General features: G+C 59.5%; 16 protein-coding genes and 1 pseudogene. 7 read left to right on the top strand and 10 right to left on the bottom strand.

The features are described 5' to 3' along the window. Positions 1-37: 37 nt before the first annotated feature. The 4 genes from AC1VVK_RS24595 (at position 38) to AC1VVK_RS24580 (ending at position 4,645) form a co-directional block, all read left to right on the top strand. A complete protein-coding gene (locus AC1VVK_RS24595; protein ID WP_482905778.1) occupies positions 38-1,297 on the top strand; it encodes a DUF763 domain-containing protein in 1,260 nt (419 codons plus the stop codon). Positions 1,298-1,353: 56 nt separating this feature from the next. Beyond that, the gene (locus AC1VVK_RS24590; protein ID WP_482905777.1) at positions 1,354-2,583 is read left to right on the top strand and encodes a mechanosensitive ion channel family protein; all 1,230 of its coding nucleotides are present in this window, start codon (positions 1,354-1,356) and stop codon (positions 2,581-2,583) included. A gap of 329 nt (positions 2,584-2,912) precedes the next feature. Continuing rightward, positions 2,913-3,344, top strand: coding sequence for a DUF2231 domain-containing protein (locus tag AC1VVK_RS24585; protein ID WP_482906771.1), 432 nt, complete (start codon positions 2,913-2,915; stop codon positions 3,342-3,344). Then, positions 3,341-4,645, top strand: coding sequence for a PQQ-dependent sugar dehydrogenase (locus AC1VVK_RS24580; protein WP_482905776.1), 1,305 nt, complete (start codon positions 3,341-3,343; stop codon positions 4,643-4,645). The genes AC1VVK_RS24585 and AC1VVK_RS24580 overlap by 4 nt, the downstream gene beginning before the upstream one ends. A gap of 766 nt (positions 4,646-5,411) precedes the next feature. Here the strand turns inward: AC1VVK_RS24580 and AC1VVK_RS24575 are convergent. Together AC1VVK_RS24575 and AC1VVK_RS24570 are read right to left on the bottom strand one after the other, a co-directional pair. Beyond that, the gene (locus AC1VVK_RS24575; RefSeq protein WP_482905775.1) at positions 5,412-7,172 is read right to left on the bottom strand and encodes an SLC13 family permease; all 1,761 of its coding nucleotides are present in this window, start codon (positions 7,170-7,172) and stop codon (positions 5,412-5,414) included. A 388-nt stretch (positions 7,173-7,560) separates the two neighbouring features. After that, positions 7,561-8,739: a GAF domain-containing sensor histidine kinase gene (locus AC1VVK_RS24570; protein WP_482905774.1), complete on the bottom strand. Its 1,179-nt coding sequence runs from the start codon at positions 8,737-8,739 to the stop codon at positions 7,561-7,563. Between the two features lie 370 nt (positions 8,740-9,109). On the opposite strand from AC1VVK_RS24570, the gene AC1VVK_RS24565 reads away from it, so the two are divergent. The 3 genes and pseudogenes from AC1VVK_RS24565 to AC1VVK_RS24555 all read left to right on the top strand — a co-directional run. Continuing rightward, a complete protein-coding gene (locus AC1VVK_RS24565) occupies positions 9,110-9,403 on the top strand; it encodes a hypothetical protein (RefSeq protein WP_482905773.1) in 294 nt (97 codons plus the stop codon). Between the two features lie 22 nt (positions 9,404-9,425). Continuing rightward, positions 9,426-10,043, top strand: coding sequence for a hypothetical protein (locus AC1VVK_RS24560; protein ID WP_482905772.1), 618 nt, complete (start codon positions 9,426-9,428; stop codon positions 10,041-10,043). 387 nt (positions 10,044-10,430) lie between these two features. Further along, positions 10,431-10,775: pseudogene (locus AC1VVK_RS24555) on the top strand (ATP-binding protein); the annotation flags it as partial. Between the two features lie 224 nt (positions 10,776-10,999). Here the strand turns inward: AC1VVK_RS24555 and AC1VVK_RS24550 are convergent. The 8 genes from AC1VVK_RS24550 to AC1VVK_RS24515 all read right to left on the bottom strand — a co-directional run bounded on the left by AC1VVK_RS24550 (position 11,000) and on the right by AC1VVK_RS24515 (position 22,888). Further along, on the bottom strand, positions 11,000-11,197 hold the full coding sequence (locus AC1VVK_RS24550) for a TonB-dependent receptor domain-containing protein (protein WP_482905771.1): 198 nt from the start codon (positions 11,195-11,197) through the stop codon (positions 11,000-11,002). Between the two features lie 97 nt (positions 11,198-11,294). After that, complete coding sequence (locus AC1VVK_RS24545; RefSeq protein ID WP_482905770.1) at positions 11,295-16,241, bottom strand: hypothetical protein; 4,947 nt, start codon at positions 16,239-16,241, stop codon at positions 11,295-11,297. A gap of 682 nt (positions 16,242-16,923) precedes the next feature. After that, complete coding sequence (locus AC1VVK_RS24540) at positions 16,924-17,745, bottom strand: IS5 family transposase (protein WP_482905769.1); 822 nt, start codon at positions 17,743-17,745, stop codon at positions 16,924-16,926. Positions 17,746-18,115: 370 nt separating this feature from the next. Then, positions 18,116-19,375 (bottom strand): BamA/TamA family outer membrane protein, encoded by a 1,260-nt coding sequence (locus AC1VVK_RS24535; protein WP_482905768.1) that lies wholly within the window; start codon positions 19,373-19,375, stop codon positions 18,116-18,118. Positions 19,376-19,775: 400 nt separating this feature from the next. After that, complete coding sequence (locus AC1VVK_RS24530) at positions 19,776-20,342, bottom strand: Ros/MucR family transcriptional regulator (RefSeq protein ID WP_482905767.1); 567 nt, start codon at positions 20,340-20,342, stop codon at positions 19,776-19,778. A 996-nt stretch (positions 20,343-21,338) separates the two neighbouring features. After that, positions 21,339-21,614 (bottom strand): hypothetical protein, encoded by a 276-nt coding sequence (locus AC1VVK_RS24525; protein ID WP_482905766.1) that lies wholly within the window; start codon positions 21,612-21,614, stop codon positions 21,339-21,341. Positions 21,615-21,694: 80 nt separating this feature from the next. Continuing rightward, positions 21,695-22,273: a hypothetical protein gene (locus tag AC1VVK_RS24520; RefSeq protein WP_482905765.1), complete on the bottom strand. Its 579-nt coding sequence runs from the start codon at positions 22,271-22,273 to the stop codon at positions 21,695-21,697. Between the two features lie 42 nt (positions 22,274-22,315). Further along, on the bottom strand, positions 22,316-22,888 hold the full coding sequence (locus AC1VVK_RS24515; RefSeq protein WP_482905764.1) for a hypothetical protein: 573 nt from the start codon (positions 22,886-22,888) through the stop codon (positions 22,316-22,318). Between the last annotated feature and the right edge of the window lie 256 nt (positions 22,889-23,144).

Genomic DNA, 23,144 nt, shown 5'->3' with positions numbered 1-23,144 from the left:
GCCCGCGGGATCCCTCGGCGCGCGCCGGGATTCGCCGATGAGCAGGAGAGCTGGCAGTGCAGATCTCCCCCTCCATGGCGGACGGGTGCCGGCGTGGCTCAGTGAGCGCATGGCCAAGCTCGGTGCGGTGATTACGCAGGCCATTGTCGTCGAATATGGCCGCGATGAGTTCCTGCGGCGGTTGTCCCATCCCTTCTGGTTTCAATCGCTGGGTGCGGTCATGGGAATGGACTGGCACTCGTCGGGCGTCACCACGAGCGTGCTCGGCGCGCTGAAGCGAGGATTGGCTCCCCTATCGGGAGATCTTGGGCTGCATGTCTGCGGCGGACGGGGCAGGCACAGCCGCAAAACGCCGGCCGAGCTTCTGCAGGTGGGAGAGCGCACCGGCCTTGACGGCGCTGCCCTGTCCCGCACCAGCCGCCTTGTTGCCAAAGTCGACAGCGCGGCAGTTCAGGACGGCTTCGATCTCTATCTGCACGGCTTTATCGTTGCGAACGACGGGCGCTGGGTCGTGATCCAGCAGGGCATGAACGATAGCCGGCGGCACGCCCGGCGCTATCACTGGCTCAGCGAGGGTATCGAGGACTTTGTCGATGCGCCGCACACTGCGATCGAAGGGCGGAGCCAGGGGGAAATCGTCAACCTGACCGACCGGCGCGCGGCAGGCTCGCGCAGCGGTCAGCTTGATTTGCTGGGAACCGCAGGCCCCGATGGTATCTTGAGGGAACTGCGCCGTATCACGCCGCAAGCCCCACCTGAGCAAGGCATGCTGCCTCATCTGGTCATGCCGGATCACCACGAGGTCCGTCCGGAAAACATCATCGAGAAGCGCCTGCACGGTGCCCTGGCTGCGGCCGCGGAAATGGGACCCAAGGATTTCTCGCAGCTCCTCCTCGTCCCGGGCGTGGGCGCGCGTACCGTTCGCGCGCTGGCCATGGTTGCAGAAGTCGTGCACGGCGCGCCGTGCCGGTTTAGCGATCCGGCTCGCTTCTCGATGGCACTCGGAGGCAAGGACCGGCATCCATTTCCCGTGCCGACCAAAGTCTACGATCATACGATCGCAGTCATGAAGTCCGCTGTGCGCAAGGCCAAATTGGGCCAGAGCGAGGAACTGGCAGCGATCAGGCGGCTCGACGAACAGGCTCGCGCGCTCGAAGCGGTGGCGAGAGGCCCCTCGTTCGATACCTTCATCGCAGAGGAAATGGCCCGTTCGCACGAATATGGCGGACGGAGCGTCTTTGGTTGGGAACCGGCTTCCGGCCAAAGCACGCAAGCCAGATTACGCGCCAAGCGCTAGCGCGGGCCACGAATGCCTGGCTGGATCATTGCAAAGTCTAACGAGCTTCACCGTCCTTGCTCGAGTTTGTCGCAAATCAGGGCGGTAGGGAACAATCCGGCGTGTTTCCGTTTGGTTGGAGGATGAACGAAAACTCATCGACCGTTTCGCACACGGCTCTCGCAGCGCCCGGTGCAATTCATCAGAGCCTCGATCAGCAAGCAAGAACACTCTTCGCCGAGGCATCTGGGTGGGTTCAGGCCCATTCATTCCATATTGCTCTGGCAATCGGACTTGGCGTGGCCGCCTATGCGCTGCTCAGTCTCGTGCGGCGATGGGGCGTGAAACTCTGCCGGCGAGAGGCGGGAAGCGCGAGTTGGTACGGAATTGTCGCCAGCGCTCTTGCCCAGACCAGCCAGGCCTTCATGATCCTTCTCTCGGCCCGGCTTGTCGTGGCCTATTCCGATGCGCCGCCCCTCCTGGCCGCCACGATACGGACGCTTTTTACAATCGTCGTCGTTTTTCAAAGCGCCCTGTGGCTACGAGAGATCGTATTTGGCGCGATCGAGCATCGCACCCGTGACCAATCCCACGGCGGCAAGGCTCTGGTCAGTGCGCTCGGCATCATCCGATTGCTGGTCACGATCGCACTTTTCGCTGTCGCGGTTGTTCTCGTGCTCGGAAATCTGGGCGTCAACGTAACCGGCTTGATAGCGGGCCTGGGCGTCGGCGGCATCGCCATCGGTCTTGCCGCGCAGGGCATTTTCGCAGACCTGTTTGCGGCGCTTGCGATTCTCTTCGATCGCCCGTTCCGAATTGGCGACAGTATCGCCTATGACGACGGCGCCGGGACCGTTGAGGAAATCGGGCTCAAGTCCACCCGCGTGCGGGGAGCTGCCGGTGAAGAGCGGATTATCGCCAACAAGAAGCTGCTGGATTTTGAGATCCTCAACACAACCCGCCGTCTTCACAACCGCTTCAAGTTCGATTTCTGCCTTGGCTATGCGACTCCGCCGGAACTCATCCTGCAACTTCCGGCAATACTGAAGGAGGTCGTGGAAAGCGAAGGTCACACTCTCATCCACGGCGGTCTCAATGGATTTGCCGCCAAGGGGCTCAGCTACGATGTGGAGTTCGAATCGAAGGGAACCGACTTTGAGGCAGATGCCCGCGACCGCCTCGCGGCCGCGATCCTGGCGTGCTTTCGCCACCATGAAATCAGTTTGGCCTATCCACCCGAGGTCAATCTGCGAGCGGCGGACAAGAGTGCCCCGCCTGCCAGCCTGAGGGCGCAAGCCCGACACTAGGCTCACCTCGGGCCGCCCTCTGGCCGCATCTGCTCGAGTATTTCAAACGGGAAGACAGCGAAGGTGGATGATTTGGAAGCGCTCGAGCCCGAATTGATCGGGCTTGGACGACCTGAAAGTTTTCCAGGGCAAAATGGATGGTCCGACAAGGGCGGACATTCATTAACAATCTTGCGTCATGCGGTGACGTAAGCCTCTGGGACATCCCATTCTTTGCTGTAATACGACAAGGCAAGAAACAAAAAGGCGCGCCGGGCATTGGGAATAGCAAGACTTCATCTCCGAACGGGAGAGCCAATTTGCCCAATCCCCAGTCATTTGGCCGGAACATGCGCCAGACGCGCACGGCGCTTAATCCGCTCCAGGCGGTTTTGCTGGCATTTCCGGTCGCCCTCTTTCCTACCGCGTTGCTCACCGACATTGCCTATCTCGAAACGGCAGAAATCCAGTGGAGCAACTTTTCCGCGTGGCTGATAACCGCAGTCCTGATGATCGGGGCCTTTGCATTGCTCTGGGCCCTCATCGCCGCGTTGAGGAAGGGACCGCCTCAGTCTCGAAGGCACTATCGTTTGCACGCATTACTGCTCGCTCTCGCGTGGCTAGCGGGCCTCATCAACGCCTTCCAGCACAGCCATGACGGATGGGCGTCTGTAGGAACGCTCGGGCTCGTGCTTTCCGTGATCAGCGCCGTTCTTGCGCTGGCGGCAGGATGGCTCGCCTATTCGGGTGCTAGGATCGAGAGGATGGAGACGGCTCCATGAATCTTCGCGGTTTTGCCTTCTGCACGACAGGACTCTTGCTCGTTCTCGCATCCTGCGGGAGGAGCGAATCCAATCTCGACCAGACAGGTTCCCAGCCCGATCTGCCGAAGCAGCACCAAACACTCCTGCCGCCGATGAACATCGCGACACCGGCAGGATGGGGACGTGAAGCGCCCCAGGCGCCTGCCGGCTTTACGGTGACGGCCTTTGCGACGGATCTGAAGGTTCCGCGTCAGATCCTGGTGCTCCCGAATGGCGATGTTCTGGTGGCCGAGGGGATGGGAGGCGCCGATGCGCCCAAGTCGCGTCCCAAGGATTTTATCGCAGGCTATATAAAATCGCTCGGAAAGACGTCGGTGAAGGGCGGTAACCGCGTAACTCTGCTGCGCGATACGAACCACGACGGCCGACCTGACTTGCGCACGGAGTTCGCGACGGGGCTCAATGCTCCCTATGGTCTCGCCTATGTCGACGGAAATATCTATGTCGCGAACCAGGACGCGGTAATCCGGTTTCCTTATCAAGACGGCATGACCCAGGCGGCGGCACCGGGCCAGGAACTGGTGAAGTTGCCCTCTCGCATCAACCATCACTGGACGAAAGCGATGACCGTCTCGGCCGATGGATCGAAACTGTACGTGGGAATAGGATCCAACAGCAATATCGGCGAACGCGGCCTGAACGTTGAACAGGACCGCGCGGAAATATGGGAGATCGATCGCCAGACCGGAGCCCATCGGACTTATGCGCAAGGCGTGCGCAATCCGACGGCGCTTGCGATCAACCCCGCCAGTGCGCAGCTCTGGGCCGTGGCCAACGAACGCGATGAACTGGGACCGCAACTCGTGCCCGACTACCTCACTTCGGTGCGCGACGGGGCTTTCTATGGTTGGCCCTACAGCTATTGGGGACAGAACGTCGATCCGCGCGTCTATCCCCAACGACCCGATCTCGTCAGCAAGGCGAAACGCCCCGATTATGCGCTCGGCTCGCACGTCGCGACATTGGGCCTGACATTCGTGGCGCAGGGCGGATTGGGTGGCCCATATGGTGAGGGCGCGTTCGTCGGCGAGCATGGCAGTTGGAACCGTCAGGACCTGGCCGGCTACAAGGTTGTCTGGATTCCCTTTGCGGGCGGACGGCCGTCGGGCAAACCACAGGATTTCCTGACCGGATTCATAAAGGACGGCCACGCCCGGGGCCGGCCTGTCGGCGTAGCCTATGATCCGGTCCGCCATGCGCTGCTGGTCGCTGATGATCTTTCCAACACCGTCTGGCGAGTGGCTCCGGCGAACCGTTAGCAGAGAATTCGAAGCACGGCGGGAAGGGTCGGTTGGTTGCTGGCCCTCGAAGTCCGGCGCGAGAGTGGCTGATCGTGTGCCTTCGAACGGCACCCCTCCAAAAAACCAGGTCGACCACCCTTGGTCGAACCGGTGTCGGAATCGGCCACAAGAAAACCTCGAAGCGTTTGCTGGCGGTCCTGAACGGAGGAGGTCTGGTTCCGCAGGGCGTCCTGACAGCGTGCAGGTGGGAGGCGTGAGCCCGTAAGCCCATCCCGGCGAATGCCGGGCAATGACTGCCGACTGGAACGGCTTCCCGCTGCTGGCGGTTATTTGCCTGGACAGCATCACTGCCAAAGGAGGCCGAAATGACGAATGATGGGTCGCGACCGAAGAACCGGGAAGTGGAGGATGAGATGATCCGTCCGCCGGCAAAAGAGGGCGAGCCCCCAAAATCCGCAACGGATGCGAAAGGGAAGGGATCGGCATCAAAGGGCAAATCGCAGGGGGGCTCCCCCCCGGGGCAAATCAGGGAGGTCGATCAGGATAACGCCGATGTGCCCGACAGCTAGTCCGCGATCCTCATTGGAGCGCCTGCCGCATTTCGGTCAAGGGAATGAACAGCGATCCCAAAACCGGGATGCGCTCTAAAGAGCCCTGAAGGACGGGTACTCCGCAGGGAAAGCCGGTTTATCCTAATCGTGGTTCGCCTCTTTCTTCTCCGGATGCGCCATGATGACATGATGAGGCGAGTTCGGCGCGATGGTCGCAGGTAGGGCGAACGTCCTCATACGGGCCAAAACGACATAATGAGCGGCGGTCCTGCGAGAAGAACGAGAAGAGACAGCGGCGCACCCAAACGCGCATAATCTGTAAATCGATAGCCTCCGGGCCCCATGACAAGGGTATTGCACTGATGACCGATCGGCGTCAGGAAATCGCACCCTGCGCCAATTGCCGTAGCCATCAGAAACGCGTCCGGTCGATATCCCAGATCATGGGCAAACACGGCCGCGATTGGTGCCATCACGAGAACCGTCGCGGCATTGTTGAGGAAGGGCGTCACTGCCATCGAAATCAGGAGCACCATCGCCACGGCTCCCCACGACGGCAGATGCGAAGCCAATCGGGCCAATTCGACCGCGAGTACGTTTGAAGCTCCGGTGGTCTGAAGCGTTTCGCTGACGGGGATGAGCGCACCCAGCATGATGAGGATTGGCCATTCGATCGCCTTGTAAGCATCCTCGGCTGGCAAAGCTCCGGTGATGAGGACAACACCGGCTCCGGCGAAAAACGCGAATGCGACCGGCACGAGCCCGGAGGCGGTCGCGATCATGGCGCTGGCGAGGATGACGATGGCGAGCCACCCCTTGCGCTCGCGTCCCAGGCGGATCGGTCGCTGCGCCAAGGCCAGCATTCCAAGTTGGGAAAGCTGGCTCGGCATTGCGTCGAGATCGCCCTGCAGCACGACGATATCGCCGGCCTGTATTTTCACTCCGCTTGGCTTGTTTTTGAGGCGCGAGCCTTCACGAGAGATCGCGATGAGCCTTAGGCCCATACGCTCCTTCAGCATCAGCCGGCCGGCATTGGACCCAACCAGGACGGATCCGGCGGTGACAACGGCTTCGATAACGCCAGTCTGATTGTCCGAGTGATCCGAAGCATCGGGTTCGTGGAGTATGAGGCCCGCGCCCGCGATCGCGCGTTCCAGAGCATCGGGATCGCCCATCAGGATCAGGATGTCATTTTCCTCGATCACCGTATCGGGCAACACCTCGGCGCGAAGCCCATGCCGCAAGACCGCCGTCACTTCGACAGAACCTTCCTGGCTGTCGACGAAAGACCCGACCGTATCTCCGATGATCGATGCCTGCGCCGTCACTGTCGCCTCGGTCGTGTAAGCCGAGATATTGAGCGCCTCTCCCATGGTGACAGGCGCCTGACGTTCCGGCAGCAGCCGTTTGCCGAACTGCAGGAAGACGAGACCGATAACGAGCAATCCAAGCCCCGTTGGCAGGTAGTCGAACATGCGGAAGGGCTGGCCCGTCATCTCTTCCCGCACGCGGCTGACGATAATGTTCGGCGAGGTTCCCACCATGGTCGTCAGGCCGCCCAGGAGCGAAGCGAAAGCCATGGGCATGAAAAACCGGGATGGATTGGTTTCACTCCGCTTTGCCAATTGCGAGGCGGCGGGCATCAGTATTGCAAGAGCGCCGATATTCTTGATCAGCCCTGAGGCCGCACCGACAAGCGCAGTCAAGGCGAAGAGCTGTGAGCCGGGTCGGCGCAAGCGGTCCGCCAGCCCGTCCACCGCCAGTTCCACCAATCCGGAGCGCTGGACCGCCGCCGACAATACGAGCGCGGAGGCGACGATAATGACGATGTCGTCGGAAAAACCGGCAAATGCCTTGTCAGGTGCCACGAGCCCGAGCGCAACGCTGGCGAGAAGGGCAATCACTGCAGTGACGTCAAACCGGAAGCGGCCCCAGATGAACAACGCCATCATACCGCAGAGAAGGCCAACCGAAAGCCATTGCTGAAGATTCATCACACCCCGCGCAGATTATTCTCGTCCAGCGAAAATGGCCCGCATCGATATTTGTTCGCTTCAAGCCCATCATTCTTTTTTGGCAGCGGGACGTGAGGTTGCCGTTCAAAACGCAGGTATGCATCAAAAATGCGAAGGGCCGCCAAAGGCGGCCCTTCCATTGTCAATCACGCAGATGGCTCAGCCGAGCCGGACCTCCGCAGCGGAGGCCATGCTCAAATGTGCCTTTTGCGGCATGCGACAATGAGACATCAGACCACCTCCTTTCCGTTGTTGAACGATGTTCTCGAGGTAATGCGCGATCCGCGCCGTTCAAGCCCCATGGAATGGCCCGCCCCCGGATGTATGGCGCGGGCGGCGGTTGCCAATCCATTGTCTCGCCGTAACGTTAGACGGCCGAGGGCATTGACAGCTCAAAAGTAGTCCCGCCAGCGCCTGATAGGACCTGCATCGTTCCTCCGTGGGCTTTGGCAATCTCGCTGGTGATGAAGAGGCCGAGCCCAAGTCCGGGCCTTGCTTCGCTGCCCTGCGAGCGTGTGAAAGGCTCGAAGAGCCTTGGCAGGAGTGCCGGCGCGATCGGAGCTCCGGCATTGGTGACGGAAAGGCTGAACCGGCCGTGGGCGCTCTTTGCCCGAACCTCGATCGGTTCCAGAGGAGCCCCGTGGGTAAGAGCATTGCCGACGAGGTTCGAAAGCAGCTGCATGATCCGGTCCACGTCGCAGGTAACGGGTTCGCCCAACTCCAGCTCGACGTTGATCCTCGCGTCGGGATGGACCACCTGAAGTTCCGAAACGATCTCCCGGATCGGGGTTTCGAGGGTGTATACCGTCTGCAGATTGAGCGCGAGACCGCTTCCCAGCCTGCCGCGCGCAAAATCCAGCAGATCCTCGATAAGGACCTCGATCCGGCGCGTACTTTGTCCCATTCTGTCGATGATCAATGAGGCCTTCGGTGGAAGGTCCTGTTTGGCAAGCAGTTTCGTACCGGAGATGATCGCGGCAAGTGGGTTGCGCAGGTCATGTCCAAGAATGGCAATAGAGCGCTCGCGGATTGTGGCCGATCGGTCCGCATCGGCAAGTTCCTCTTGCTGGCGGCGCAGGTCATCCTGCAAGTCCAGCTGCAATCCGATCAATGTGGCGAAATTTTCGAAGGTAGCCACGATGCCGGGAACGGACAATTTGGCTGGAAGCGGATCCAATGCACACAGGGTCCCGAAAAAACTGCCATCGCGTTTGAAGATCGGGAGCGAGATATAGCTCTCAAAGCCATATTGGCGCGGGGTGTGGTGCTCGTGAAACACGGCATCTGTCGACACCTGATCGATGATGACACCGGTGCGGGATTCCCGAATTTCGTCGCAGATCGTAGTCTTGAGGTCGAGCGCACCGCCCACTTCCAGTCCGAACGCGATTTCGTCTCTGACGGCGCAGGCCGTCCAGCTCGTCTCGGTTACCTTCGCCACCGCAGCGAAGCGCAAGCCGGTAATCCGGCAGGCGATCTCAAGGATTGAGGGAACCGCGTCGATGCGACCGACTGCATCGATATCCCTTGAGATTGCATCCGTCATCCGTTTCGACCTAGTCCCTGAAAATCGTCAGTAAAAATGACAGATGATCCTCGATTCGACGGCGTGGTCCGGTGAGTTTTATCGAACCGATGTTTGATCTCGCTTCCAAGGTTCATCAGAGCGACGTCGATTTCGACTGCTGGTGGCACGGTTTCTAGCGCACGTCGATGGTCCGGACCTCGTTTTTTGATTGGTGGGCCGGGTCTTCGTTCCAACCAGTCTGAGCACTGAAGCGTTCTCGCCGGATCGCAACAGCGCACCTTCTTGACTCTATGTGGCTTTGGCGGCCCGGATGACCTCGCATCCAACGGGCGACATTTCGGCAACCAGAAAACGCCGAACACGTTAGTGCAGGAGAGGAGAAGATCTCATGAAAGTAGCTCTTGTTGCGGCCTGCGCCGCGGTTCTCGTCGCGTCTGGTGCAGGCGCTCAATCCCACAATCCCGCCGTCAAGGATCCGACGGTGGAAACGACAAAGGCCACTGCGAAGGGACACAATTCCTTCACCGAGGACCAGGCGCGCGGGCGCATTGAAAAGGCCGGTTACACGAACGTCGGCAAGCTCCTGAAGAACGAGAACGGCGTGTGGCAGGGCAAGGCCCTCAAGGATGGAAAGCCGGTGATGGTTGCTCTCGACTACAAGGGCAACGTGACCGTCCACTGACCAGTATTCGCGGAGAAAAATAATGACCAAGACCATAACGCGTCTATTTGACAACTATTCGGATGCCGCAGAGGCAATTCGCGAACTCGAAAGAATCGGCGTTCCGCGCGGTGATATCAGCTTGATCGCCAACGATCCTCATGCCAAGCATGCCGGTGTGCATGAAGGTGTGAACGAGGACGGGGAAGTCACCGCAGGAACCTCTGCCGGCGCCGTGTTGGGCGGCGCGGGCGGATTGCTCGCCGGGCTCGGTATGCTGGCGATTCCGGGCCTCGGCCCGATCGTGGCGGCAGGATGGCTTGCCGCAACGGCGGTCGGTGCCGGCGTGGGTGCCGTCGGCGGTGCGGCGGCCGGCGGCATTGTCGGCGCTCTCAAGCATGCCGGTCATTCGGACGAAGAGGCCCAGGTCTATTCCGAAGGCGTCCGGCGCGGCGGTGTCCTGCTGAGCGCCAAGGTCAACGATGCCGAGGTCGAGCGCGCAAATGCGGCTATCGACGCCGTGCCGTCGGTCGATATCGCAGCGCGTGGCGCAAGCTATCGTGAGGCGGGATGGACCCGCTTCGACGAGACCGCTCCGGCCTATTCCGCCGAGGAAATCGAACGGGATCGCGCGATCTACGGACTGCCACCGCGCTATTGATCAAACGTGACGCTCGATATCCGAGCGGGAACGTCCCTGCAGGCCGCTTGCTTTGGGGAGAAAGCAAGCGGCCTGCAACGGTTTCAGGCGGTCTGACGCCCGCGAAACCAGAATCCTCAAGGAATGCGGGTCTCCAGCGACGCTCGAATCGCACGCTGTGGCCTAATGGCGATGTGGTCCGGATAGCTGCCGCTCACGCTGGGCCGCTTGCCGACCAAGACAATCCGTTCCTTACAGGCTGTCTGAATAGCGGCTCTGGCCGCTAGGAGACTGCCAGCTTCGGAGACGGGTTGCGGAGATAGCTGACACTCACGCAGAGTCGACTGCCAATCCAACCCGACAATTTGACGGACAATCTAATCACCAAATGCGGTCAGCCCGCTTCCCTACAATGGCTTGCCGCGGCTGATCGACGAACTCACCCTGGCCAAGGGTGACGGCCGTATCGCCGCCCGCATGAAAAGCCTTGCCCGGGTCGATCTGCTGATCCTGGACGATTGGGGGCTTCAGCCGCTCGACGGCAACGCCCGGCACCACCTCCTCGAAATCCTCGAAGACCGCTACGGTCAGCGCTCCACGCTGGTCACCAGCCAGCTTCCGGTGGCCCGCTGGCATCAGACCATAAACGATCCGACCTACGCCGATGCGATCCTGGACCGCCTCGTTCACAATGCACATCGGCTCGAACTCGAGGGGGAATCCATGCGTCGACCCGCAGCTGCAGCCGCTTGACCAAGGCGCCAACATAGGTGACATCCACGACCAACGATCAGGCGCTTCAACTGCGCGATCAGATCGGAACGCTGCGCGGCATCAAATCGGAATGCCTGCGCGCGATGGTCGGAATCCGCACACATGACAGTGTCACACCAAACGCGGCGCGCCAGGATCACGGCACCTGCCGCGTTGCGAATGGCAACGGTATTGATGAAATAGACGTCCTGGCCGTCGACGCGTTACGGATAATTTTTGAACTTCTGGTGGTAGGCGGTGAGGTTCGCTCGCAACCTGCCGTCCATCAGAATGCTTTTGACGCCGATTTCATACGATTGGGACGATTCTGCCTGAAGGTGCCATTGGCGTTCTGACTTCAGGGTGACTCGGCCAGCTAGGGAAAGGGGCGCTAACGTGTGATCGCCACGCGACGCCGCCAAGGATGATGGGAGAAATCGCCAGCACCACGGGAATCGTGAATGCGTTCACAGCAGCCTTAAGTATTCCATCAGTTGCTCTCTCGAACCAATTGGGAGCTCACGTCATTTTGCGGCTGGGAAGCATGGTGGCGATCATCGCCGGTCCCGCGCCGAGCAGAACCGGAAGGACGGTCGCAAGACTTTCTCCAGCGACAAGCGCCAACACGGCAAGCAAGAGGATCGTCGCTGGCAAAACGTAGGTGAGTGGAACTGCTATCCTATCCCAACCGCTCTTGGTCTGCTTTCGCCAAAGGTCGAGCGCTTCTGGCTTCTCGGTCTGCTTCACGAACGCAGCAAAGCTGCGATTTACGAGGCAAGGTGCGGGATTGAGCGTCACAAGTCCGCGGCGAATGAGCGAACGGATCGCCAGCGCCTCTTTGATATTGATGACGCGGCCGCGCGCGAGATTGTCGAGGATGACGCGTTCGGCAAGCGATGATGCTACCCAGATGTGCTGGTAATGCTCGATGAGCATCCCGCGCAAGTAGTCCACCGCCGCGCTATCAGTTTCAGGCCTTACGGAACACGCCCAGCGTACCACCGGGTTGAAATAGATCTTGTGGTATGCGGTCTGTGAAATGGGATAGGAGTTCAAATTAAGCTTGTTCCAATCCGCCTTGGTCGGCACATCGTCGGGATCCAGCAGAGAATCGATTACCGCTCCCGGCAGCTTCTGCACTTCGCCAATCAGCGCTAGAATACCATCGGCCTGTTCCTCGTCAGGCTTCGAAAAAACAGCCGGATCCAGGCCGTAGGGTTCGACGTTATTATTCATGAGATCCTCCCTGACTTTGTCGCGAGAGGTAGCCGACCAATCGAACTTGCCCTGCACTGGAAGGCTGTAGGTCTTGAAGTCCTCGAACAGGCGGCTCCAGCGCATCTGTTCTGTCAGGGAAAGTCCTTCGCGCAATTCGGCAGCATCGCGCTCCTGTGCCGACTTGCCATCGTGCTCGAGCATCACAACTTGTTCGCGTTCGTAGGCCTGCAGGATGCGATCAAGGGGAGAAAGATCGGTCATGACCACCAGATGGCCGCCGGTGGCGGACTCCCGATCCGAGGTTTGTACTTTGAATTTTTCGCGCCAGACCCTTTCAGCTTCAGCCGAAAGCGTCTCGAGTGCGGCAAGTGCAACCACGCGAAGCGCCGGATCCTTGAGTGCAATGTCCAGTCCCGTAACCACTACCGAGAGGCCGTTCTTCAAGCGATCGAGCTGATCCTGGAGACGCTGGCTGTCCACTACGGCCGCCAACGCATTGAGCCCATTTTCTCTCGCTGCGGTCTCGGAACTTGGAAGCGTGGTGTCGAGCGCAAGGTCGAACCCATCCGCGTTCCCTATGAGATCGTAGACGAGGGCCACCGGTCCATTCAACACAACCGCTCGAGCCGGCAACCGAGGCCGCCGCTCTCTCTCTTGGTCCGGGTTGTCCACGGGCTCCGAATTTACACGCGCATTGGAAGAAGCATTGGCCCGCCCGCTCGCAGGTGTTGCGACGGCCTCGCGAGGAACCTTGCCCCTGAACAGACCAACGATGACAGTCCGGGCAGATTTCAACAGCAGAGCCGCCCGAGCCGGCAACTGAGGCCGCCGCTCACTCTCTTGGTCCGGGTTGTCAACGGGCTGCGGATTTGCAAGCGCACTCGGGCAAGCATAGCTCCGCCAGATTGCAGGTGTTGCCACGGCCTCTAGCGGAACCCCGAACCCGAACAGACCAACTACAACAGCCCGGGCAGACTTCCACAGCAGCACAAGAGCAGCAGCAAAACCGAGCAAGCACCCCGGAACCCCTGGCCACCAAAAGAGATCCGACCTTTCGAGATCGGCAAGCGACCATCCAGCCACCCTGACGAGCGCAATCCTGCCGTCAGCGCCCACGCAATAGCGCGCCTCGTCCTGTCCCTTGGCGTCGCAACGGAAAATCGCAGGAAGGGGCCCCACGCCAAGCCAGCGATGGAGCAGGAGAGACGCCCACTGCGGATCATCCAGCGTGCGATTAGCGCCGCTATAAGCAAGGCCCGGTAAACCGTACCATTTCTTGCTCGGATCTACGCATTGCTGCGGCGAGCCTTGGCTGGTTTGGGCTTCGGTTCCGAATACACCAGTCATGCCGTAAGCACGGCCGATGGCCAATAGTGCTTGCCGGTTCTGCACCCAGGCCTGTCCCAAGTGATTTACTTCACCGCCGGCATTTTCCCGAATTTCGGTCCCACGAGAATCGACGTAGGCCGCACACATCGGTACAACACCGATGGCCAGCATCATGCCCATCAGGAAGAGCTGAAATCCACGCTCGTCGTCGCGCTTGAGCACTTCGCGAGTTTCATCGTACTTGTGGTCTTTCCTGTCTCTCCCTAGCCAGTACCAAGCCAGGAATGTTGCCAGTACCGGCAGACCCACAACGACTAGCGCGTTCAAGCCAGGGACATTGATTATCTGGCCGAGAGTCTCTTCGGAAACAGCCAAGATGCCCACGAAAAGCAACACCACGACCGACATCCCCGTCAGGCAGAGACCAGCTTCCCGCGTTTTCTTGCCGCTTCCCGGATGTGGCCATAGCCAAATCCAGAAGCGCGCCCCGAAAACGACGCTCAAGAGGATGACCGCAATGGCCAGCGTCGCTGCAGGAAAGATCCACAGAGCCGCAGCCCAACCGATCCTGTTGGCCATGCGCTGGTCGATGGCGCTCACCTCGCGGTAGACCAGCAGCACCCATGGGGTGCCGGGCAGCCCCACTGCAGCGAAGTTCTGCTTCATGCCGCCAAAGGCGGCGGTGAATTCGAACAGCTCGGGTGGGGTTCTGCCGATGGGCGTGTAGCGCGAGCGTGCTGCTAGGCCGGTAATCAATCCACGAGCCGTGGTCGATTCCATCGTCTGACCCAGTTTGAACGTGTCGATCTGGTGCGCTGCGCTGCCAAACAAATATGGCAGCTCCGGATCGCCACCATTGACCACGACGTAGCGCACGCCCGCCGGCAAGACCGTTGAAAGGAAGGTGCGCAGGACGAACGCCTGCGTAATTACGCCGCGCCTGGGTCCCTTCTCAATTGTCCCGCGCGCACAAGTTTTATGCTGTCCCTTCGCAAATTGCGCGTTTGGGTTGAGAGTAAATGCATTGGTGACGATCACTTTCCCGATACCGTCATTCTGCGAACGCACGGCATCGACGACATAGCGCGGTGAGATATCCAGTCCATTCAACACGATCGGCCGTTCGGGTCCATCGGTCTCATTGGCAAGAGCTCTCATAAAGTAGCGACGCGTACTCACGAGGTTGCGCGTCCCGGTGTTGCAGCGCCAAGCTAATGGTGAGAAACCGGGAAAGGCGCTGCCGCGTTCACCGAAGACCCAGATCGAATCGCGTTTGGGCCAGTCCAAAGTGGGAAAATTCGAGGTCGTCTGTAGCGGCAATTGCAGAAGCCCATCGCTGCCCTGGTTGCCGTTGGAATAGTTGGCATCCACATCAGAACCGTCGGCGTACTGGCAGGGATGTGGCAGTTCGATTGCCGTTCCGGCTAGCGGAATCTTGCCCTTGACGCACTGGATTGGCGCGAGATCAAATGGCTGCTTCAACCCGTCGCCTAATTCATTGCCAAACTGGTTTGCCATCTGGCTGGCTGTCGTTGCAAGTTCAGCTTTGGCACGTGCGTGCAATGCGAGCCCATCGAACATCGCCAGCCCCAGCAGGGTGACCAAAGCCACAGCACCCAGCAATCCAAAGACTACCGTTCCAACTTCCAGTGAGGACAGGTCTCCCGCGGTCCCAAGAAAACGAAGCTTGGCAATCGGCACGAGCAAGATCGCCAACATAACCACCATCACGAAAAGCGTAACAACGTCGGGAGCAAGTGCAAAGGCGCGGGCATTGAGCGCGTGCTTGGGGACAAGGCCAATCAGCAGGCACCCGTTCGGGGGAGTAAGAGCCGCTGAACCAGGTACAGTGGCAGCCGGCGTGCCTCCATCTTGCGCCGACTTTCCCTCCGTCGCCGCTTTGGCCTGGTTGGCTGCATCGTTCGGCACCGCACAGTGCGTCATCTCAGCACCCTCGTGCAAATTGATCGGGCGAAAGTAGGCCACATAGCTTTCGCCTGCGACGACAACATCAAGCGGCTTGGCAGCACGCTGGGCTTCTACCACGGCACGACGCTCGCGACTGTCAATCTCGGCCTGGGTGAGAGCGTTCTGCTTCGAGGCGACCATCAGCGCCTGCGAAACGATCTGTCGGCTCTCCTCCTTCAATGGGACAACATCCTTGATGTCGGTCACCGGCAGACCGGAATTACCGAACGCAGCAAGCATGCGGCCGTTGGGATCAACCAGCAGAATGTCCTGAAACGTGGGCGCATTAGTGGTTATGTTGGCAATCGCCTCAAGCGGGATAGCCATGCCATATTTGAAGCGCGGGCACGGCCCCTTGGCGACTCTAGCCGCATTGGGAAACAGGGGGTTCAGAACGGAGCGCTTGGCGCCATTGTTGATTGCCACGCCGGGATCAAGTGCCCTCACAAGGTCAGTATAGTCGCCGTTCGGAGGCGGCTTGACCTGACTGGAAGCCTGCGCGAGCTCCATGTCCCACTGCCATAACTCAGGCAATGCCAACGCACCTTGAATCTTTAGTCTCCTGCCGTCGTCAACCGACACCTGTGCCGGTTGCGGGGCGCAATTGCTTGCCTGGGAAGAGCCGTCAGCGCCGTTCCCGCTGCCCTTGCCGCCCGATTCCAAGCGATAGTTTACGAAGAGTGTGCCGGCATCCGGACTATCAAGCCGCGCTCCGGCCTGCCACTGGCCAGATTCCCCCTCGACCGGGTCGGGCCGTTCGAGGCGGTCGCGCAGAAGATTACCCCGCGCGATGCTTACCGCTGTTTCTGTCCAGCCCTCAAATGATCGGCCGACAATATCGAGCTCCCGATAGTTGTCCCGATCCTCGGCCTCGTGCCAACTATTCCCCCGTATAAGTGTCACCGCAACGAGGAGGATACCTAACCCAACTAGCACCAGCGCAATCACCATCAGCAACCGCTTGCCCCGGCTTACTGCAGGTACTGAGCCTAGCATTGCACCGGCTCCTCACAATGAGTGGCACCGCTTGGCGTGTGATGCGGCCGAATTCGTTTCAGTAGTGTCGACGAATACCCCACTGCCACCTCTGTCAAATATTTGACGACGACAGGCAATCACTATTTTATAATATATGTAAATAACAACCATAACCCAAGTCTTCGTTAATGAAAATCAAAAATTCCATCGGGAAATATACGCGTCACTTTTAAGTATATTCCCTCGGCGGGAATAACCGGCTCTACGACGAACCCTGCAGTTAAAACTGGAAACTCAGCGTAAACACGATGCGTGCAATTGAGTGTCCAATTGGATCGCCTAAAAGTAGGTCTCGGTGCGTGGTGGGGTTGCGCTAAACGAGACCTCGGCATAGCCTCTACCGACATGGAAAAATCCACTCTGAAGGAGTGCCGCCAGGTTGGTGCCGGGCGTGAATTTCAAAGGGCTTGGTGGGTAAATATCGTTTTGAATTGATGGCTTAGCCGATTGCGGCACGCAGGCCGCATAAAATACGGATTGTGCTGAAAAACTTCGCGTACAGCCAGGAGGAGGCAGCCGATCACTCCACGGAAAATTCAGCACTCACATCAACATCGCTGTCTTAGTATCTGATTCAAAATTATCCGGCATGATTTCATGATCTTGCGATGCGGCGGGTAAAGAGCTGGATCGACGCGATAAAGAGCCATGCGATTGCAGACGCGATGGTCTGCTCGCAGTCTTTTGCGAGCCGGCGGTTTCGGCTGATCCATGCGAGGGTCCGTTCGACGACCCATCTCCGAGGCAGCACCTCGAAGCCCTTGGCGGTGTCGGATCGCTTGACGATCGCAATGCTCCACTTGCCGATGCGGCGCAGTGCGTCCTTGAGCTTGGTTCCGGCATAGCCTCCATCAGCGAACACATGGCGTAGCCAAGGGAAGCGGCCGACGATTTCGGCGAGCACCAGCGGCGCGCCATCGCGATCCTGGATGTCGGCGGTGTGGATCACGGCGTGGACGAGATTGCCTTCGGTGTCGGTCAGGATGTGCCGCTTGCGCCCGTTGACCTTCTTGCCGGCGTCATACCCCCGTGGCCCGCCGCTTTGCGTGGTTTTCGTGCTCTGGCTGTCGATCACGCCAGCGCTGGGCGACGCCTCGCGGCTCTGCGCCTCGCGCGCCACCATCAGCAAGGTGTGGTTGATCGTCAGCCACAGGCCGTTGTCGCGCCAGAGGTAGAACCAGTGCCGCACAGTCGAAACCGGAGGAAAGCACGGCGGCAACATCCGCCATGGCAGGCCGCCATGCAGCAGATACAGGATCGCCTCGACAGTCCGCTGGATCGGCCACTTGCGAGGCCGCCCGACATGCGATGCGGGAGGAAGCAGCGGCTCTAGAACCGCCCACTCGGCATCGATCATATCGCTTGGCAAAGCTAGCCCGCTTCGCGCATGTAGGGCGCGAGTGGTGTCGGTCCACATCGTTGAATCCACGGTAGTTTTTGGCGAAACCCCTGAATCAACGACGGGTTCAGCCCTCAAGCTAACCTGCTGATACCACTCAACTTAGTTTTCGATCAGACACTTAGGGAAGAACCTAATCTGTCAGGCGGAGGCGAAAACGCGCCGAATTGAGCCATATTCCCCCCACTCACAGCGTATTACGGGTTGATGACCTGAGCCGAACCGGAAGTTGCGGCATGCCTTGCCTCCTTACATCAGGACCTTCGGTTCCGATGAGGTCGGCCCAGTATTCACCATTCTTTTGGTGCATGCTCACTCCTTGAAGAAGGTGCATGAATCAGAGACGCCGGTTTGTTGTTCACACGGCGTGTGAAAGCCGCACTACGCCCTAGTCCATTCCCAGTGCCCAAGCATGCCCGAACTGAAGATAGACGACCGCACCGTTTGGCCCGTAGGCGGCATCTACTCCTGCATCAAACCCCAGTTTTCGCGCAAGGCGATAGCGAAAACCACCTCCGCCAGCCCAGATCGCGCCGGAATCCTTGAAGATCTTGCGCGTCCCCGCATCGGTCGCACCAACCCCGCCAAAGGCAACCAGGTACCATCGTGGGCTGAGACGCCATGTCGTTTCCAGTTCCGAACTCAATACGTTCATGCCTTGAAATTCGACCGCCTGGACGCCGCGCAGGGTGATATATGGCGCAAAATAGGCGGGAAAATTCCCGCGAATGGCCTTGAGATCGAATTTGAAGCCGAGACCAAGTCGGGGTGAGATTTTCTCGAAGGCATAGGTTGCGAAGTTATAGACCTCATAGTCGCGATCGCTACCGAATGCGCTGCGATTGAACTTGCCCTCCAGATAGATATTCATCCCCTTGGTGGGCGTAAGCGAATTGTCGCGACTGTCGAAATGCACTCCGAGACCGAGCGCGCCTGTGCGGAGCGTATTATTGAAATCTCTCGCAAAATCCTCGGGTAATCCGGCGATATCGAGCCTCGAGCTAAGCTTTCGAAAGTCGATAATCGGTCCGATTGAGAAGCGCTCATCGTCGAGATGCCAGAGCGCCGAACCTAGGATGCCATAATCATAGTGATTGGTATATTGGACACCCTGCGGCGCGAACACCGGAAAAGCATCCAGTGTGATGTTCGCATGCCCGATGCCAATCTTATAATTCAGGCGCCCGTCGAATGCATATCCGTTTCTGAAGAAGGCATAGCCATCTGACCCGTTTCCGGTCTTGAAGGCTGCCACGACAGTCTTGGTTATCTGACGCGGCCGTTCCGGATTGCTGGAAAGAAATGCTGCCGCCAATCCAAACCCGCCATCGACAGCCGGCTCGCTGATGATGATCGGAACCGGTATAAAGCCGCCCTTGCCGAGAAACTTCGAGAAATCGAACCCGTGATCATCATCGTCGATGAATCGATGGAAGAAGCCTTTCTTGATTGGCTCGGCCCGTGCTTCAGACGAAGGCCCCTCCACCGGCTGGGGAAGCGCTTCAGGTGGCGGCTCGATCGTGTCGGCAAAGACAACCGATGTGTGCGACGAAGTATCCTGCGCGTGCGTAGTGCGCGGGAGCGTCGACGCCAATGTGACGATCGAAATCGTAGCCAGATATGCGAGATTGCATGGGGGTGCCGCCATATAAGCCCTGCCTAGCTCGGTGCTATTTGGTAGATTTATAAATGGCCAAGAGATCACTATAGGGACACGTCCCTTGATCCAGATAATTCTATCCTATGCCGCGAGCACGGGAAACGACTTTTCGCGAGCGCGCCGCCTGCCTTTTTCGAACCATTCAAGAACGTGGACGGACAAGGGGATAGCCGCGGCCATGCCGGCGCGGCCCGGCGATCCCAAGGCGATTGATCTATCGGCTTTCGGCCAGTGTCGCGGCGGGACGGCGCCGGGTATGAGGCCCTGCAGGACAGTGCGCCCTGCGAGCAGGACGGGGCCGCGACGCCTACGGCGAACCGCTGAGTGGCAGAGGCGGTTAAGCCCCTGCCATTCGCGTGTGCTCACCGATCTCGCAAACTTTGCCCGATCAGGCCGCTTCGGAAGTCTTTTTGCTTGTAGCTTTCCGCCTGGCCTTGGGGCTGGCAACCGCTTTGGCGGCCCTTCCGCTTGCGGCCTCGACAATCTCCGGGTCGGCGGTATTCGACGGCGGAACTTTCGTTGCAGATGCCTTGGCATGAGCAGTCCCACCTGACTTTCCCGTGACTGGTTTCTTTCGCCCGAGGCCGGTCCGGATCGCCAGTTCGGTGCGCTTTGCGGCATAGTCTGACGAAACCATGGGATAGTCGGGAGGTAGCTTCCAGCGCGCGCGGTACTCTTCCGCAGAGAGAGCATGCTGGCTGCGAAGGTGCCGTTTCAGCGTCTTCTGTTTTGCTCCGCACTCGAGGCAGGTGATCCCATCGGGCTTGACGGAGGCGCGAATCGAAACGGCAGGTGTGCGTTCCGGTGCGACAGGTTCCGGCTCCTTCCCCAGCGAAGCGAGCGTATGGTAGATTGCCGAAATCAGCTGGGGAAGTTCGAAAGTCGAAATGATGTTGTTGCCGACGTGCGCGGAAACGATGTCTGAAGTCAGATCGAGAATTCTGTCGTCCGTCACTTTAACCTCTCCCCCTATTTTACCCGGTTGAACTTATGCGTGTTCTTTGGCGGACATGTAAAGTCGGCAATTTCATACCTTCCGGTGCATGGCTCCGATCATAGTGAGCGGGGCGAGGCTGCGGTCCAGGAAGGAGCTTGGGGGGACAGTGCACACCCCAGCCACGTGCGAATAGCTGGGGTGTGCACCTGCCCGCGTCGCGAAGGCTCCGGGGGGCGGATGAGCTTCAATGGTCATGCGATTAGCATTTTTGAGCAACGATCGTCGCAGACCAACGCGAGCGCAGGATCTATAACACGCCTCGTTAATGCGTAAATATAGAATCTGAGCGAATTTCACTATTAATTTAAGATGCGTAAACGTTCCTGTCACAAGTTCGGCGAGAATATCGTATTCAATTTTATTACACCTATTGAATCTTCATGGAATCCTCGAAATCGAGGCCTTGAAGGAGTACTCTCCTCCATCACTCGCCCGCACATAGTATTGCTGTCCAAGCATAGGGTATGCGACTCCTTGCCGGCGTGCGTGGCAGGCGACTTCCAAAGGGTGAGGGTGTGCCAGGTAAGGACCGGTACGCCGAGGGCCCTCGAGACGTTCCAGCCCATCGCGGCGTTTCCGAGTACAGAACTGCCGCTCCCCTGTAATGGTTACGACATTGATATTGCTCGTTTATGCATGCATCCCGACGATACAGATTAACACTACTTTGGCAGAAGTGTGTTGGGAGGTCTGGTGAGGGCGCGGGTTTCGGATCAGGCGCGCGCGGCGCGTTGCGGGCCGCATGGGCAGGCAAGGTGGATCGTCGCGGAGCGTGGCAGCGCCGCGGCCTATGACGGATCCGGTCGGCTTGTCGCGTTCGCGCTGACGACAGGCCGTCCTGCATGGTCAAACTATGCATCGTTCGAAGCCTCGGGCAACGACATCCGCTTTCGCACGAAAGATCGCGGAACGATGTCCTGCACGATGGCGGCGGCTCGCGGCGCTTCTTGATCTTCAAAGCCTCGCCCGGCTTGCCCAGCGGCCCACGGCCAGCACGATCGCCACATTGAGCATCATGCCGACGACGATGACGGCAATCGCCCCGACAATGCCCGGATCGCCAAGGTGCGGAAGCAGCAGAGTCCAGGGCAGCGCCAGAAGCAGCACGAACACGCCGCTCAACGGATCCTCGGCAACACCGAGCCATCCGTGAGCGGAAGCGGGGATCAGCAGAAACGCACCAATGCAAAGCAACACGTAGAGAGCCGAGATACTGATCGCCCATTTCATTGCCTGTCACCCGCTGCCGGTTGGAAGGGATAATTGACCGGACCATCGGCAATTCACGCCGCGATCCGGTCACGATGCGGTCAGTGCTTGCCGAGTTCGTCCCACTGTTCGACCCGGCCTTCGGCACGCCCGGTGCAGGAGACCTTGCGTCCGTAATTGTCCGAGAGGATTACTTCCCAGAAGCCCGGGCGCAGCGCGCTTACCGTGCCCAGTTTGCCGTTCGGGCCGAATGCGTCCTGGCAGGCCTTGATGGCTGCCGCGCGGCCATTGGATTGTCCGCCACCACCAGCGCCGGGCTGACAGCGGTAACGGTCGGCCTCGGAGACATCGGGCGCACTGCAGTCGAATCCTTGAGCCGTATTTGCGGTGCCGCTCTTGGCGCTCTTGCCGCATTGCTGCGGTGTCGCCGTGTCTATCCGAGCGACCCGGCCATTGCCGATCGAAACCGCCGCGCACGTGCGGCTCGAACCGTTCCACCAGAACTGCGTGCCTTGCGTCCGGGCGAGTTCATAGCCGCGATTGGACATCTCGTTGTCCAGCGAACTGCCGCGCATGCCCACTAGATCGGCGAGGGCGGAGGGCGGTTTGGCCTGTGCCAGTCCCACCACGCCGACGGCCAGCGCCAATCCGCCCATCACCATGTACCTGCTCTTACCCATCGGAATTCTCCTGCTGGAAACGATGCGAGTAGTCTTTGTCGGTCAGCGACACTTCGGCGAGGTGCCGATATCGGCGATGTTGGCAACGCGGCCGTCGGCAACGCCCATCTGAAGGCATTGCGGGGTCTGCCGGTTGTACCAGATCGAGTAGGCGGTGTTGCCGCTTTTCAGCCCGTCCACATTGGCAAAGCCCCGGCGGCGCATCTCGTCATCGGCAGACGAGCCCCGCGCGCCTTGCAAATCCCCGACATTGACTGACGGGCTGTAGCCCGCTCCACTACGGTCGTAATCTCGGTAGCTGGTCTCTCTTCCGCGTTGGCGCACGCCGGCCTGATACCCTTCCGAATAGGCATCGGACTTGTCGTAATTGTGGTAGCTCTGTGCATAGAGGCCATCGCGGTAGCCGCGCTCGTAAATGGTATCGCGCTCGTCGTCGTAGTGCTTGCCGTCGTCATGATCGTGGGACTTGTGGCTGAGCGCAATCGCGCCGAGCAGCGCAACGGCGGCTGCTCCCGCCACGATCGCTCCGGTATTGTTTCCGCCCGAAGCCTTCTGGTTGCAGTCTGTCGGCGGCGTTCCTACGATCGAATCGAAACGTCCGTCGACTGTCGCCACGGTGACGCATTGCTTTGACGAGCTCTTCCACCAGTTGCTCCAGGTGCGGTCATCCCCCTTGCTGGTATTGATATGGACGTAGCCGCCCCTTCCAGTGCCTGTTCGCCCCCGAGGGCGCGGCTGCCGACGAGATCGGCAATGTCCGATGGGGCTTGCGCCAGTGCTTCGGCCGGAAGGACCAAAGAGGTCAGAAGGTAGGCAACCCGTACTCCTGTGCTCGTCATTCACTTGCCTCCGTCGGATAGCCGCCGTGTCG

It is taken from the genome of Novosphingobium sp. BL-S-32, from assembly GCF_056857055.1.
This window is presented reverse-complemented; position numbering and strand designations above follow the sequence as displayed.